This is a genomic window from Streptomyces sp. NPDC020597 (assembly GCF_044335095.1).
Lineage (GTDB): Bacteria > Actinomycetota > Actinomycetes > Streptomycetales > Streptomycetaceae > Streptomyces.
In genome coordinates, this window is the sequence record NZ_JBIRUL010000003.1 from 428,780 (window position 1) to 441,371 (window position 12,592).

Sequence of the window (12,592 nt, forward strand, 5' to 3'; positions counted from 1 at the left end):
GACGCGCCCGTTTCCGGTCAGCTTTCGTCTTCGCCCTGCCGGGAGGCCGCCTCGGCCGCCTTCGCCGCCGCGCTGCCCGGACGCTTACGGGCCACCCAGCCCTCGATATTCCGCTGCTGACCACGGGCCACGGCCAGCGAACCGGGCGGCACATCCTTGGTGATCACGGACCCGGCCGCGGTGTACGCGCCGTCCCCGACCGTGACCGGAGCCACAAACATGTTGTCCGAACCCGTCCGGCAATGCGACCCGACCGTCGTGTGATGCTTGTCCTGTCCGTCGTAGTTCACGAACACGCTCGCCGCACCGATGTTGCTGTACTCACCGATCGTCGCGTCCCCCACGTACGACAGGTGCGGAACCTTCGTCCCCTCACCGAGCGACGCGTTCTTCGCCTCCACGAACGTACCGATCTTGCTCTTCGTCCCCAGCCGCGTACCCGGGCGCAGATAGGCGAACGGCCCCACCGACGCACCCGCCCCGATCTCCGAGTCGTTCGACACCGTGTTGTCGACCCGGGCCCCCGCGCCCACCACCGTGTTCTTCAGCCGGCTGTTCGGGCCGACCTCGGCGCCCTCGCCCACATGCGTGCTCCCGTGCAGCTGCGTACCCGGATGCACCACCGCGTCCCGCTCGAACGTCACCGTGACGTCCACCCACGTGCTCGCCGGGTCGATCACCGTCACACCCGACAGCATCGCCGCGGTCAGCAGCCGGTCGTTCAGGATCCGGCGCGCCTCGCTCAGCTGCACCCGGTTGTTGATCCCGGCGATCTCACGGTGATCGGCAGCGACCGACGCGCCCACCCGGTGACCCGCCTCCCGCAGGATCCCCAGGACGTCCGTCAGATACTCCTCGCCCTGGCTGTTGTCCGTGCGCACCTTCTTCAGCGCGTCCGCGAGCAGCTGCCCGTCGAACGCGAACACCCCGGAATTGATCTCCCGGATCGCCCGCACCGCGTCGTCCGCGTCCTTGTGCTCGACGATCGCCGTCACCGCGCCGGAGGCCTCGTCCCGGACGATCCGCCCGTACCCCGTCGCATCCGGCACCTCCGCGGTCAGCACGGTGACCGCGTTGCCGTCCGCGTGATGCGTCGCGGCCAGCTCCGCCAGCGTCGCACCCGTCAGCAGCGGGGTGTCACCGCACACGACCACCACCGTGCCGTCCACGCCGCCGCCCAGCTGCTCGAGCCCCATCCGCACGGCGTGCCCGGTGCCGTTCTGCTCCTCCTGCACGGCGGTGCGCACGGCGGCGTCGACCTCGGCGAGGTGCGCGGTGACCTTCTCGCGTGCGTGTCCGACCACCACGACCAGGTTCTCGGGGTCCAGTTCACGGGCGGCGGCCAGCACATGGCCCACCAGGCTGCGGCCGCAGAGCTCGTGCAGGACCTTCGGTATGGCCGACTTCATACGGGTGCCCTCACCCGCTGCGAGTACGACGACGGCTGCCGGGCGAATGGCGCTCACGGAGTTTGCCCTTCGGCTGTGGGAGGTGGGGACATCCGAAGGATACCGGGGCGTTTTCCGGCGGACATGAGAGCGGGCCCCGACCTCACGGTCAGGGCCCGGATCCTGTATGGCTCCCCCGCCAGGACTCGAACCCGGACATATGGCACCAAAAGCCACAGTGCTGCCAATTACACCACAGGGGAACATTATCGCCCTAATCGGACATTTACTCCGACTGGCGAGTGGCGCTTCCTACTATGCCGCACCACCAGCCCTCGATGCGACGGTGTAGGTCGGCACTCTGGAGTACAGCGACCCGTGGGCGGCCGCGGCAACCCTCTCCGGTGGCGGTGCGGTTGGTCTCCGGGTGGTGTTCCCGGTCGTGCCGCCGTAGTGGTTCGGGGTCGGCGCACTTGCCGGATGAATGTGCCATACGCATACAGTCCTGGCGGAATGTGAGGCTCCGGGGTCGAACGGGTGGGGTTCAGCCGTTCGAGGGATACCGGGGGGTTTCGAGGCTGTTCGGTTACGGTGCGTGGTGTGGGGCGGGCGCGGAAAGTCGCCGGAAAAGGCGGGGGGTGCGCCCGTAGGCTGGAGGCATGACCATGACGGGGGCAGAGGACACGGCGGTCCGGGGAGGGCCGCTGTGGTGGGCCAGACGGCGCAGCGCGGTGTTCGACTCGGGCCTGGGGCTCGTGTCGGCGGTGGAGTGCGCGGTGGAGGGGGTGCCGTTCGCGCGGGATGCGGGGATCCCGCCGGCGGTGGGGGTGGTGTTCGGTCTGCTGGCGGGTTCGGTGCTGGTGGTGCGGCGCAGGTGGCCGATCGCGGTGGTGCTGGTGGCGATCGCGATCACGCCGGCGCAGATGGGCTACCTGATGGGCATCGTGGGGCTGTACACGCTGGCGGCGTCGGAGCTGCCGCGTCGGATCATCGCCTCGTTGGCGGGGATGCAGCTGGTGGGGACGCTGATCGTGACGTTCGTGCGGGTGCGGCAGAGTCTGGACCAGGGGCGTCTGACGATCGGGGACTGGTTCATTCCGTTCGCGGCGATCACGACGTCGCTGGGGTTGACGGCGCCGCCGTTGCTGCTGGGGCTGTACGTGGGGGCGCGGCGGCGGTTGATGGAGAGCCTGCGGGAGCGCGCGGACAGTCTCGAGCGGGAGTTGCAGTTGCTGGCGGAGCGTGCGGAGGAGCGTGCGGAGTGGGCGCGTAACGAGGAGCGGACGCGGATCGCGCGGGAGATGCACGATGTGGTGGCTCATCGGGTGAGCCTGATGGTGGTGCATGCGGCGGCGTTGCAGGCGGTGGCGCGCAAGGACCCGGAGAAGGCGGTGCGCAACGCGGCGCTGGTGGGTGACATGGGGCGGCAGGCGTTGACCGAGTTGCGGGAGATGCTCGGGGTGTTGCGCAGTGGGGTCGGGGTGGAGCGGGCGGCGGCCGCGTCGGTGACGGTGGGGGTGGCCGTGGTGGTGGAGGAGGGTGAGGGTCCGTGTCTGGCGGAGTTGGAGGAGTTGGTGGGGCAGTCGGCGGCCGCGGGGATGGTGGTGGATCTCATGGTGGAGGGTGACGTGCGGTCGTACGCGCCGGAGGTGGAGCAGACGGCGTACCGGGTGGTGCAGGAGGCGCTGACGAACGTGCACAAGCACGCGGGGGGTGCCAAGACGCGGGTGCGGTTGGCGCATCGGGTGGGGGAGATCGCGATGCAGGTGGAGAACGGGGCGCCGCCGGAGGCGGGGGCCGCGTCGTCGGCGGGGTTGCCGTCGGGGGGCAACGGGTTGGTGGGGATGAAGGAGCGGGTGGTGGCGTTGGGCGGGGTGTTCGTGTCGGGGCCGACGGATGCGGGGGGTTTCCGGGTGTCGGCGGTGATCCCGGCGGCGTAGGCGGGCGGTGCCGCGGCGGTGGGATGCGCCGGGGGCCCGGGACTGAGGGTCCGGCGGGGGGCCGAGGGGTCGGGGGTCCGGGTCAGCCTGCGGTGAGGCGGGTGGGTTCGATGCCGGAGGTGAGGGCGCCGAGGGCCTGGTCGATGTCGGGGCCGAGGTACCAGTCGCCGGTGTGGTCGAGGGCGTAGACGCGGCCTTCGGCGTCGATGGCGAGGAGGGCGCGGTCGTCGGCTTCGGCGCCGAGGGGGGCGACTTCGGTGTCGAGGGCGCGGCCGAGGTCGGCGAGGGTGCGGGCGAGGTGGAGGCCGTGCAGGGGGTCGAGGTGGAGGGTGCTGGGGGCGATCTGGCGGCCGGGTCCGGCGGGGGTGATGGTGAGTCCGCCGAATTCGGCCCAGGCTTCGACGGCGGCGGGGAAGACGGCGTGGCGGTGGCCGGCGGGTGAGGTGTGGTCGCGGAGGGTGTCGGCCCAGATTTCGGCTTGTTTGATGTCCCAGCGTCCGGGTTGCCAGCCGGCGGCGCGCAGGGCGGCGTCGACGGGTACGGGGAAGCGCGTGGTGGAGGTGCGGTCGGGGTGCATCTGCCCTTCGTCCGTGGTGTGTCGGGGTGGTGCGGGTGTGCGGGTGTGCCGTCTGCGCCGGTGGGGGTGGTTCAGGAGTCCGTTGCGGGGTCGACGACGCGTACGCCGAAGTGGGCGCTGAGGGCGGCGCAGGCGCGGCAGGGGGTGGCGAAGCCGCCGTGGAGGGGGTCGCCGTCCTCGCGGATGTGGCGGGTGGTGAGTTTGGCTTGTTTGAGGGTCTTCCGGGCTTCGCCGTTGGTCATGGGGCGGCGGGCGGCGCGTCTGCTGCGGGCTGCGTCGGCGGCCGTGATGTGGCGGGAGATGAGGAGGGCTTCGGCGCAGCGGCCGGTGGAGCGGTCGCGTTGGGCGCTGGTGAGGGTGTCGAGGAAGTCCTGGACCAGGTGGTGCAGGGGTGGGGGCTGGTCGCCGCGGGCGGCGGTGCCGGTGAGGGTGGCGCCGCGGACGGAGAGGGCGGCGGCGACGGTGGGGAGTATGCCGTCGCGGCGGTGGCGGAGGGTGGGGGCGTGGGGCGTGGTGGTGGCGGACCAGCCGATGCGGGGGTCGCCGGTGTGGGTGGTGTGCAGGTCGTCCGGCCTGCCGGTGTGTGGGCCCGTCTGTGTGGTGTTCATGATCGTTTCCCCTCCCGTGCATCCCCCCGGAGGTCACAGGGTGCCAAATGGCGGGGCGGGTGCGGAAGCTGGGGCGGCGCGACACGCCAGGGGCGGGGGTGGGTCGTCACGGCGGGGTGACGGCTGGTCACGGAAGTGGAGGGCCGGTGACCGCCGTCGTCGTACCGCATAGGCTGTCGCACCGTGAGCGCGCGGTTGACGCGCGTCGGAGATCGTTGGAGACAGTCGATACGGGTCGTGGCGGGCCGGGTCCGGAAGCGGAACCGTCCGTCGCGGGCCGTACAGAGTGCCGCAGGGGGCAACCGCCATGACGACAGGTCGGCTCGGGCTGGGGGCGCCTCCCGGCCGCCAGGTGGGGGGACAGGGCACGCCGCCGAACGCGGCGTACGCGGGGCAGGTCGTGCATTTCCCTGATCCGGTCCGGGCCGCGCGGCATCCGAGGGGTGTGCGGGTGGACGAGCGGGGCTATCCCGACTTCTCGCCGTATGCGCGGGCCGCCGCGGAGATCGCGGATCCGCCGGAGGGTTTCGGCGTGGACGAGTTGCGGTTGACGGACTACGTGTCGGCGAACGCGGCGTCGGCGGCTTCGGGGCACGAGTTGTGGGACACGGTGCCGGAGGTGGCGACTCCGCACGGCTGGACGTGGCATCACGTGGTGGGTTCGCGGCGGCTGGAGCTGGTTCCGGTCGAGGTGAAGGCGTTGCTGCGGCATCACGGCGGGGTGTCGACGGCGTCGGTGGACCAGGCGAAGCGGGGGACGCGGCCGTTGCAGGAGACGCGTCCGGCGCATTTCGGTCTGCCGAAGTCGGGTGTGGCGGTGTCGGAGCAGCAGGTGCAGGGGGTGGAGGAGGATCTGGGGTATCGGCTGCCGGGGGCGTACCGGTCGTTCCTGAAGGCGGCCGGCGGGTGTGCGCCGGTGGGCGCGGCGCTGGACGCGGAGCTGGGTCTGCTGGTGGACCAGCCGTTCTTCACGGTGCGGGACGAGGCGGCGGTCAATGACCTGGTGTATGTGAACAAGTGTCTGCGGGACCATCTGACGAAGGACTATCTGGGCGTCGGTTTCGTGCAGGGCGGGTTGCTGGCCGTGAAGGTGCGGGGCGAGCGGGCCGGTTCGGTGTGGTTCTGCTCGTACGACGACGTGCGGGACGTGGATCCCGGGTGGTCGCCGGCGGAGCGGATGGAGCGGTTGTTGTTGCCGTGCGGTGAGGACTTCGACGTGTTCCTGTCGCGGTTGGCGGGCAATCCGCCGGAGTTGGCGACGGTGGCGAATCTGATGGTGGACGGCGGGTTCGCGCGGGCGGTGCCGGCGGCTTCGGCGTCTTCGGCGGGGGAGTGAGCTGGACGATGGTGACGTTCGCGCAGGCGCAGGAGCGCGCCGAGGAGTGGGTCAACGGCGATGTGCCGGCGTACCAGCATCGTGAGGTGCGGGTGCGGGAGTTCGAGCTCGGTTTCGTGGTGTGGGCCGAGGACCGTGCGGAGGGGCCGCGTTCGGACGGGGGTGCGCAGCGGCTGGTGATCGCCCGGGACAGCGGGGAGGCCACGTTGTGGCCTTCGATGCCGGTGGGCGAGGTGATCCGCCGCTACGAGGAGGAGTACGGCCGTCCGGAGGGGCCGGCGGACGCGGTGCCGGCGCCTGCGGCGCGGGTGGATCTGAATCAGACGTCGTTCCTGTTGTCGCCGCCGGAGTGGTTGCAGGAGGCGGCGGACCGGCTGGGGATTCCCGACCGGCGGGAGGCGGGTCCGGTGTCCGGCGCCGCCGGGCCGGCGTCCGGGGCCGTCGACGGTCGGGCCTCGTCGGCGGGTTCGTTCGGCGCGGGTGCCGGCGGTGATCCGTCGCTGCCCCGGACGCAGGGCGGTGTGCCGGGGAGCCGGCTGCCCGAGACGCAGGCCGGGGTGCCGACGGGTCCGGCCGCGGGCCCGGCGCCGGCGGCCGGTGCCCCCACTCCCCCTCCCACTCCCGCTCCGGCCGGTGCGACGCCGTGGGCCGGGACGGACACCAATGCCGACGGCGGTGACGACCGTTCCGTGCCGCTGCCCGCGACGGTGTTCGCGCCTCCGCTGAGCGGGTCCGACGACGACGACGCGGGGCCGCCGACGGCCGCGCCGGACGCCAAGACGGCGTTGATGTCCGGTGGCAGCCAGCTTCCGCCGACGGCGGTCGCTCCCGTGCTCGGCGATCCGGGCGCTCCGGGTGCGTCCGGGGCGCAGGGCGTGGGGCATGCGTCCCGGAATGCGCCGGCGGGACCGTCCGCGACTCCTCCGCCCGCGGGTCCGACGCCTTCGCCGGCGGGGCCGGCCGGGTCGTCGTACGGCTATCCGCAGGGCGCGGGTGCTCCGGGCGCCCCGGCTGCTCCGGGCGCCCCGGCTGCTCCGCAGCCGCCGGCCGGACCGGGCGCCCCGGCGCGGCCGCTCGCGTCGAACGCCGGTGACATCGCCGACGCGGCGACCAGCAAGGCCGCGCCTCCGCCGCGCCGCAACCGCGGTGCGGGGGCGCCGCCGCCTCCGCCGGGGATGCCCGGTGCGCCGGGCGCTCGGCCGGTCGGCACGCCTCCGCCGCCGCCCGCGCCGTCCGGCCCGGGTGCGCCCGGCACTCCCGCGGGCGGCTATGTGCCGACGCAGCTGATCTCGGCCCTGGAGCCGGGTGGTCCGGGTGCGCCGGGCGGCCCCGGTGGGGCGGGTGGGCCGGCGGGTTCCGGTCCTTCGGGCGCGCCCGCTGCGCCCGGTGCACCCGGTGCGCCGAACCCGCCCGGGGGGACTCCTCCCGGTGCGGTGCATCACGCCGCGACCATGTTCGCCGACCCGGGACAGCCGGGTCCGGGCGGCGTTGCGCCTCCGCCGGGGGCTCCCGGCGCGCCGCAGGTTCCGGGCGCCGCTCCTGGCGCTCCGGGCGCGGGGCCGGGTGCCGTCCACCACGCCGCGACGATGCTGGCCGGTCCGCCGGTCGGCGGCCCGGGCGCGCCCCCGCCGCCGCAGGCGCCCGGTGCTCCCGGTTTCCCGGGTGGCGGTCCCGGCGTGCCCCCGGGGCCTCCCGGGACGGCTCCGGGCGCTCCACAGCCTCCGATGCCGCCGGGCGCCATGCCGCCTCCGGGGCAGCCGCCGTCGTACGGGTACCCGCAGCAGCAGGGTCTGCCGACGGTCGGGCCCGGCTATCAGGCCGTGCTGCGCTTCCGGGCGCAGGACGGTTCGGAGCAGCAGCTGATCCGGCGTTCGGCGCCGGGCACCCCGCACCCGGAGTGGCAGATCTTCCACGAGCTGCGGGCGATGAACGTGCCGCCGGACCAGGTGCTCGAGCTGCACACCGAGCTGGAGTCGTGCGAGTTGCCGGGCGCGTACTGCGCGCGGATGATCCGGGAGCAGTGGCCGCAGGCGCGGATCACGAGCATCGCGCCGTACGGCACGGATCATGCGAGCCGGCAGCAGGGCATGCGGCAGTTGCTGGCGCATCAGGGCGAGTTGCACCAGGTGGCGGACGGTCCCGCGCGTCCGGGGCCGGTGCGGGCGCCGCTGACCCCGGTGCAGCCGACGCCGCCGGTGCCGCCGGAGGCGATCGGGCAGGAGCTGGCTGCGGTGTTCGGGCCGGCGGTGTTCCGGTTCGAGCAGGCGGCGGTGTCCCGGCAGGGGGTGCCGCCGGTGGTCGCGCACACCCTGGTGGTGGCGGGTCTGCCGGCGGACATGGGGCCGTTCTTCTGGGCGCAGGCCCAGCCGGGGCGGCCGGTGCCGACGCTGGCGGAGCTGGCGGCGGAGCGGGGTGTGCAGCCGGCCTCGGACGCGGGTTCCTACCTCGTCATGGGCAGCGACTTCGGCAAAGCGATCTGTGTGCAGTACGGGACGGCGAACATCGTCGCCGTGCCGGTGGAGGCGGGCCTGGGCGGTGCTCCGGTGCCGCCGCAGTTCGTGAACACGGGGCTGCCGGAGTTCGCGCGCTGTCTGGCGCTGCTGGGGCGGATGTGGCGGCTGCGGTTCGGTCTGAACCAGGAGCAGGCGGGCCGCTGGACCGTCGACTTCCAGGCCCAGTTGGCCTCGCTCGACCCGGCGGCGCTCGGTTCGCCGGAGAGCTGGTGGTCGGTGCTGCTGGAGCAGATGTGGGACGGGCTGCTCTGACGGCGGGCCGCTGACCTGCCGCAGGGCTCGGCACTCAGGACGGCGCGCGGGCCGGACCCGGTCGGATGACCGGGTCCGGCCCTTTTCGTGTCCGGGTTCGTCGGAATCGCGTCCGGGTGACCGCGGATTCCTGTCCGGGGTTGTTGGATTCGCGTTCGGGTGGTGCCCGGGTGGTGACGCTGTTGACCGTGATCTGTACGCGGAGTGTCGCGTTATGAACACTTACGCCCGATACATCAAGATATGCGCGAAATCATCATGTCGTGTCCGTCGGGTGGCGAGGGGTTCAAGGATGAGCAGCGCATCGGTGTCACCGCCGGGGTTCGTGACCGTTCGCGGCCGCGGCTACCGGCCCGAGCAGGTCGAGGCGTACACGGCCGCGCTCTGTGCCGACCGGGACGCGGCATGGGAGCGGGCCGCCCGGCTCACCGTCCTCGCCCGGCAGATGGAGGAGGAGGCCGAGCGGTTGCGCGAGGTCGTGACGGGGCTCGCGCCGCAGACCTACGCGTCCCTGGGGGAGCGTGCGCAGCACGTTCTCCAGCTCGCGATCGAAGAGGCGGAGGACGTTCGCGCGGGTGCGCGGCGTGCGGCGGCGGACGAGGTCGCACACGCCGAGACGTGCGCCCTCGGGACGCGCCGGGCGGCGCAGGAGGAGGCGGACGCGCTGCGGGCGGAGGCCGAGGAGCGCGCACGCCAGCGGCTGCTCGCGGCGCGCGCCGAGGCCGACGAGCTCCGCATCGGCGCCCGGCGCGAGGTGAAGGAGTACCGGGGCGAGGCGCTGGCCGCCCTGCGCGAGGTGCGCCAGCGCACCGCCGCCATGCTCGCCGAGCAGCACAAGGAGCACGCCGAGCGGTGGGCCGCGGCGGAGCGCGAGGCCGCCGGGCGGGCCGCCGCCATCGACGCGCGGCACGCCGAGGCGGTGGCGCGCGCCGAGGCGGCGCTCTCCGAGGCGAAGCAGGCGTTCGCCGAGGCCGAGGAGTCGGCCCGCCGCGGCCAGGAGGACGCACACGCGCGTGCGGCCGGGATCCTCGCCGAGGCGCGCGCCCGGGAGGAGCGCACCGAGCGGGAGACGGAGCGCGTGCTGCGGGAGCACATCGCGCGCGGGGAGGACGTCCAGGCGCACATGGACCACGTCCGCAACAGCCTCACCGCCCTCACCGGGAGGGCGGTCGACTGACGCCCTCGCCCCCTCCCGGCCGGCCGGCGATCGGGTCGCCCCCGTGCTCGTCGACGGCCCGCGCTGTGAGGGGGCGTCAGTCGCCCCTGCGGACCGCGCCCGCCAGGATCGAGCCCTCCACCTCCTCGTACCGTTGCCGCTGCGCCTCCGCCTTGCGGTGGCCGGAGAGCACCGTGCCCAGCCAGCCGAGGGCGAAGCCGAGGGGGACGGTGACGATGCCCGTGGTGGTGAACGGGAACCAGTTGAAGTCGGCCTCGGGGAAGGCGGAGACGGGCGAGCCGGAGACCAGGTTCGTGCCCGGCATGAGGAGCAGCACGGACACGGTCCCGCCGATGAGCGTGGTGAGCAGCCCCGTGCGGGTGTAGCGGCGCCAGAAGAGGCTGTAGACGAGGGCCGGGGCCAGGGCCGACGCCCCGAGGCAGAAGGAGAGGGTGACCAGGGGCTGCAGGCTGCGGTGCTGGACCTGGGTGGCCAGCAGGATCGTCGGGACGCCGACCGCGAGGGCGGACAGCCGGGCGACGAGCATCTCGCGCCGGGGGGACGTCCTTGGTTTCTGCGCGGCGAACACGTCGTGGGCGAGGGAGTTGGCGCAGGCGAGGATCATGCCGGCGACCGAGGCCAGGACGGTGAGGAAGATCGCCGTCGTGACGGTGGTGAGGAGCAGGGTCTCCGCGGTGGACACGTCCGCGCCGAACGCGGCCCGGGAGCCCAGCAGGTAGGCGGTGTTGCCCCGGGGGTCGGCCCGGGCGATCAGCGCACGGCCGACGAGCGCGGTGGCGCCGAACCCGACGACCGTCATGACCAGCACGAACAGGGCGACTGCGGACACCGCCCAGGACATCGAGCGGCGCACCTGGCGGGCGCTGGAGGCGGTGTACATGCGCATGGTGATGTGGGGCAGACACGCGCCGCCCAGCACGACCGACAGCTGGGAGACGATCATGTCGACGCGGGGGTAGGGGCCGCCGGCGAACTCCAGGCCGGAGCGCAGGAAGGCGTCGCCGACCCCGCTCCCCTCGGCGGCCGCGTCGAAGAGCGCGCCGGGGCTGCCGTCGAAGCGGTACAGGATGATCACCGCGATGACGGTGCCGGAGCCGAGCAGCGTGACGATCTTCAGCATCTGGATGAGCGCGGTGCCCTTCATGCCGCCGATCGCCGCGTAGCTGATCATCAGGACGCCCATGCCCACGACGCAGCCCGTCTTCACCGAGTCGCCGGAGAAGCCGAGGATGAAGGCGAGCAGCTGGCCGGTGCCGGCGAGCTGGACGAGCATCATCGGCAGGAGTGCGGCGAGGGTGACCGCGCACGCCGTGATGCGCACCGCGCGGCCCGGCATCCGGCGGGCGAGCGCGTCGCCCATGGTGAACCTGCCTGCGTTGCGCAGCGGTTCGGCCAGCAGGAACATCAGCAGCATCAGGGAGAGCACGGTGCTGAGGGCGAGGACGACGCCGTCGTAGCCGCACAGGGCGATGACCCCGCCGGTGCCGAGGACGGTGGCCGCGGAGATGTAGTCGCCCGCGATGGCCAGGCCGTTGCGCAGCGGGGACAGCGAGCGGTAGCCGGTGTAGAACTCGTCGAGGTCGTCGCGGTCGGGGCCGGTCATCACGCACAGCAGCAGCGTGATGGTGGCGACTGCGGTGAACGCCACGAGGGACATGGTCTGGGCGTCGCCGGTGAGTTCCGTCATCGTCGGGCCTCCCCCGGGTGCGTGCCGCGGCGGTCCCGGGTCTCCCGCGCGGTGCGGGTGTCCCTTCTGGCGTCGATCTCGGCGAGTTTGCGGATGCGGTCGGCGAGCGGGTCGACGTGCCGGCGGGCGGTGCGCTCGTACAGGACGATCGCCAGCCAGGTGACCGGGAGCTGGAGCAGGGCGAGCAGCAGTCCGGCGGGGAGGCCGGGCGCGGGCGTGCCGGTCATCAGGGACGGCGCGTACGCCGACAGGACGAGGAAGACGACGAAGTAGCCGAGCGCGGTGAGGGTCGCCACGCGTCGCTGACGGCGGTAGGCGCCGCGCAGGATCCGCAGATCGCTGTGGCGGCCGACGGGTGCGTGGCGGTCCGGGCGAGGTCGCTGCGGCTCGGGCTGCGGGGGCGGCGGCTGCCACGGGTAGGTCGGCTCGGGGTGTGACGGGCGGGGGTATGACGAGTGGGGGTGTGACGGGCGGGGGTATGACGAGTGGGGGTGCGACGGGTGGGGGAACGACGGGTCGTGGGACATCCCGCTCCTTGCATGGCTCGGATCCGAGGCGGCGGACCGCAGGGAGGTGGGGGGCGAGGGAGGCACGTTACTCGGGAGTACGGTCGCTGCGAAGTCTTTTCACCAAACTGGTCGGTCGGTATGCGCTTACTGCGCGAAACGGGCTCCCACCTGGGGTGTTACCCGCGTTAACCCGATGCCTTTCCGTGGGTGACACGACTGCGTCCCCCGTCCGCCCCCGCCCGTGCGGAAGCCGGCGCCGACGGCCGGCGCCCGGTGGCGCCCACGTGTGCCCCTTGCATCCATATGCCGGAACCCTGCTTTCCGTTTGCCCCTCACGCGACGGGAGGACGCAGCATGGGCGGGGTCGAGGGTGGAGAGACCCCGAGCGCGCCTCCACCCGGCGGTGGACAGCCCCTAGGGGTCCCTCCGCACTACGGCTGGGGGCGGGTTCGTTCCGGCGGAGGAGGAGAACCCCCCTCCGCCGTCCTTAACCTGGCTTTACGCCGTCGACGGGGGCGGACGGGGACCGGCGGGGCGGTCAACCCCACCCACGGGGGGTGGGGTTAACCCCCCGGGAAGACGGGCCCGGGCACCAGCGCGCGGGC

Annotated in this window: 9 protein-coding genes and 1 tRNA gene; 4 read left to right on the forward strand and 6 right to left on the reverse strand. The window is 73.3% G+C overall.

Annotation, left to right across the window (positions count from 1 at the left end; translation table 11 throughout):
* Positions 1-17 precede the first annotated feature (17 nt).
* Together glmU and ACH4ZA_RS08075 are read right to left on the reverse strand one after the other, a co-directional pair.
* Complete coding sequence (gene glmU, locus ACH4ZA_RS08070) at positions 18-1,466, reverse strand: bifunctional UDP-N-acetylglucosamine diphosphorylase/glucosamine-1-phosphate N-acetyltransferase GlmU (RefSeq protein ID WP_319276343.1); 1,449 nt, start codon at positions 1,464-1,466, stop codon at positions 18-20.
* 110 nt (positions 1,467-1,576) lie between these two features.
* A tRNA-Gln gene (locus ACH4ZA_RS08075) sits at positions 1,577-1,651 on the reverse strand.
* Positions 1,652-2,047: 396 nt separating this feature from the next.
* On the opposite strand from ACH4ZA_RS08075, the gene ACH4ZA_RS08080 reads away from it, so the two are divergent.
* Positions 2,048-3,328, forward strand: coding sequence for a histidine kinase (locus ACH4ZA_RS08080; protein WP_319276344.1), 1,281 nt, complete (start codon positions 2,048-2,050; stop codon positions 3,326-3,328).
* Between the two features lie 82 nt (positions 3,329-3,410).
* On the opposite strand, the gene ACH4ZA_RS08085 is transcribed toward ACH4ZA_RS08080, so the two are convergent.
* Both ACH4ZA_RS08085 and ACH4ZA_RS08090 read right to left on the reverse strand, forming a co-directional pair.
* Entirely contained in the window at positions 3,411-3,905 is a 495-nt protein-coding gene (locus ACH4ZA_RS08085) for an SUKH-3 domain-containing protein (RefSeq protein WP_319276345.1), read from the reverse strand.
* Positions 3,906-3,976: 71 nt separating this feature from the next.
* Complete coding sequence (locus tag ACH4ZA_RS08090; protein WP_319276346.1) at positions 3,977-4,513, reverse strand: YwqJ-related putative deaminase; 537 nt, start codon at positions 4,511-4,513, stop codon at positions 3,977-3,979.
* 307 nt (positions 4,514-4,820) lie between these two features.
* Here ACH4ZA_RS08090 and ACH4ZA_RS08095 point away from each other — a divergent pair, with 307 nt between their 5' ends.
* From ACH4ZA_RS08095 to ACH4ZA_RS08105, 3 genes are all read left to right on the forward strand, one after another.
* Entirely contained in the window at positions 4,821-5,849 is a 1,029-nt protein-coding gene (locus ACH4ZA_RS08095; protein ID WP_319276347.1) for an SMI1/KNR4 family protein, read from the forward strand.
* Between the two features lie 8 nt (positions 5,850-5,857).
* Positions 5,858-8,614, forward strand: a complete 2,757-nt coding sequence (locus ACH4ZA_RS08100; protein WP_398428515.1) for an SUKH-4 family immunity protein — start codon at positions 5,858-5,860, stop codon at positions 8,612-8,614.
* 292 nt (positions 8,615-8,906) lie between these two features.
* Positions 8,907-9,791 (forward strand): cellulose-binding protein, encoded by an 885-nt coding sequence (locus ACH4ZA_RS08105; protein ID WP_319279818.1) that lies wholly within the window; start codon positions 8,907-8,909, stop codon positions 9,789-9,791.
* A 76-nt stretch (positions 9,792-9,867) separates the two neighbouring features.
* On the opposite strand, the gene ACH4ZA_RS08110 is transcribed toward ACH4ZA_RS08105, so the two are convergent.
* Both ACH4ZA_RS08110 and ACH4ZA_RS08115 read right to left on the reverse strand, forming a co-directional pair.
* On the reverse strand, positions 9,868-11,478 hold the full coding sequence (locus tag ACH4ZA_RS08110) for a cation acetate symporter (protein ID WP_319279817.1): 1,611 nt from the start codon (positions 11,476-11,478) through the stop codon (positions 9,868-9,870).
* Positions 11,475-12,005 (reverse strand): DUF485 domain-containing protein, encoded by a 531-nt coding sequence (locus ACH4ZA_RS08115; protein WP_398428516.1) that lies wholly within the window; start codon positions 12,003-12,005, stop codon positions 11,475-11,477. Before ACH4ZA_RS08115 ends, ACH4ZA_RS08110 begins: the two co-directional genes overlap by 4 nt.
* Between the last annotated feature and the right edge of the window lie 587 nt (positions 12,006-12,592).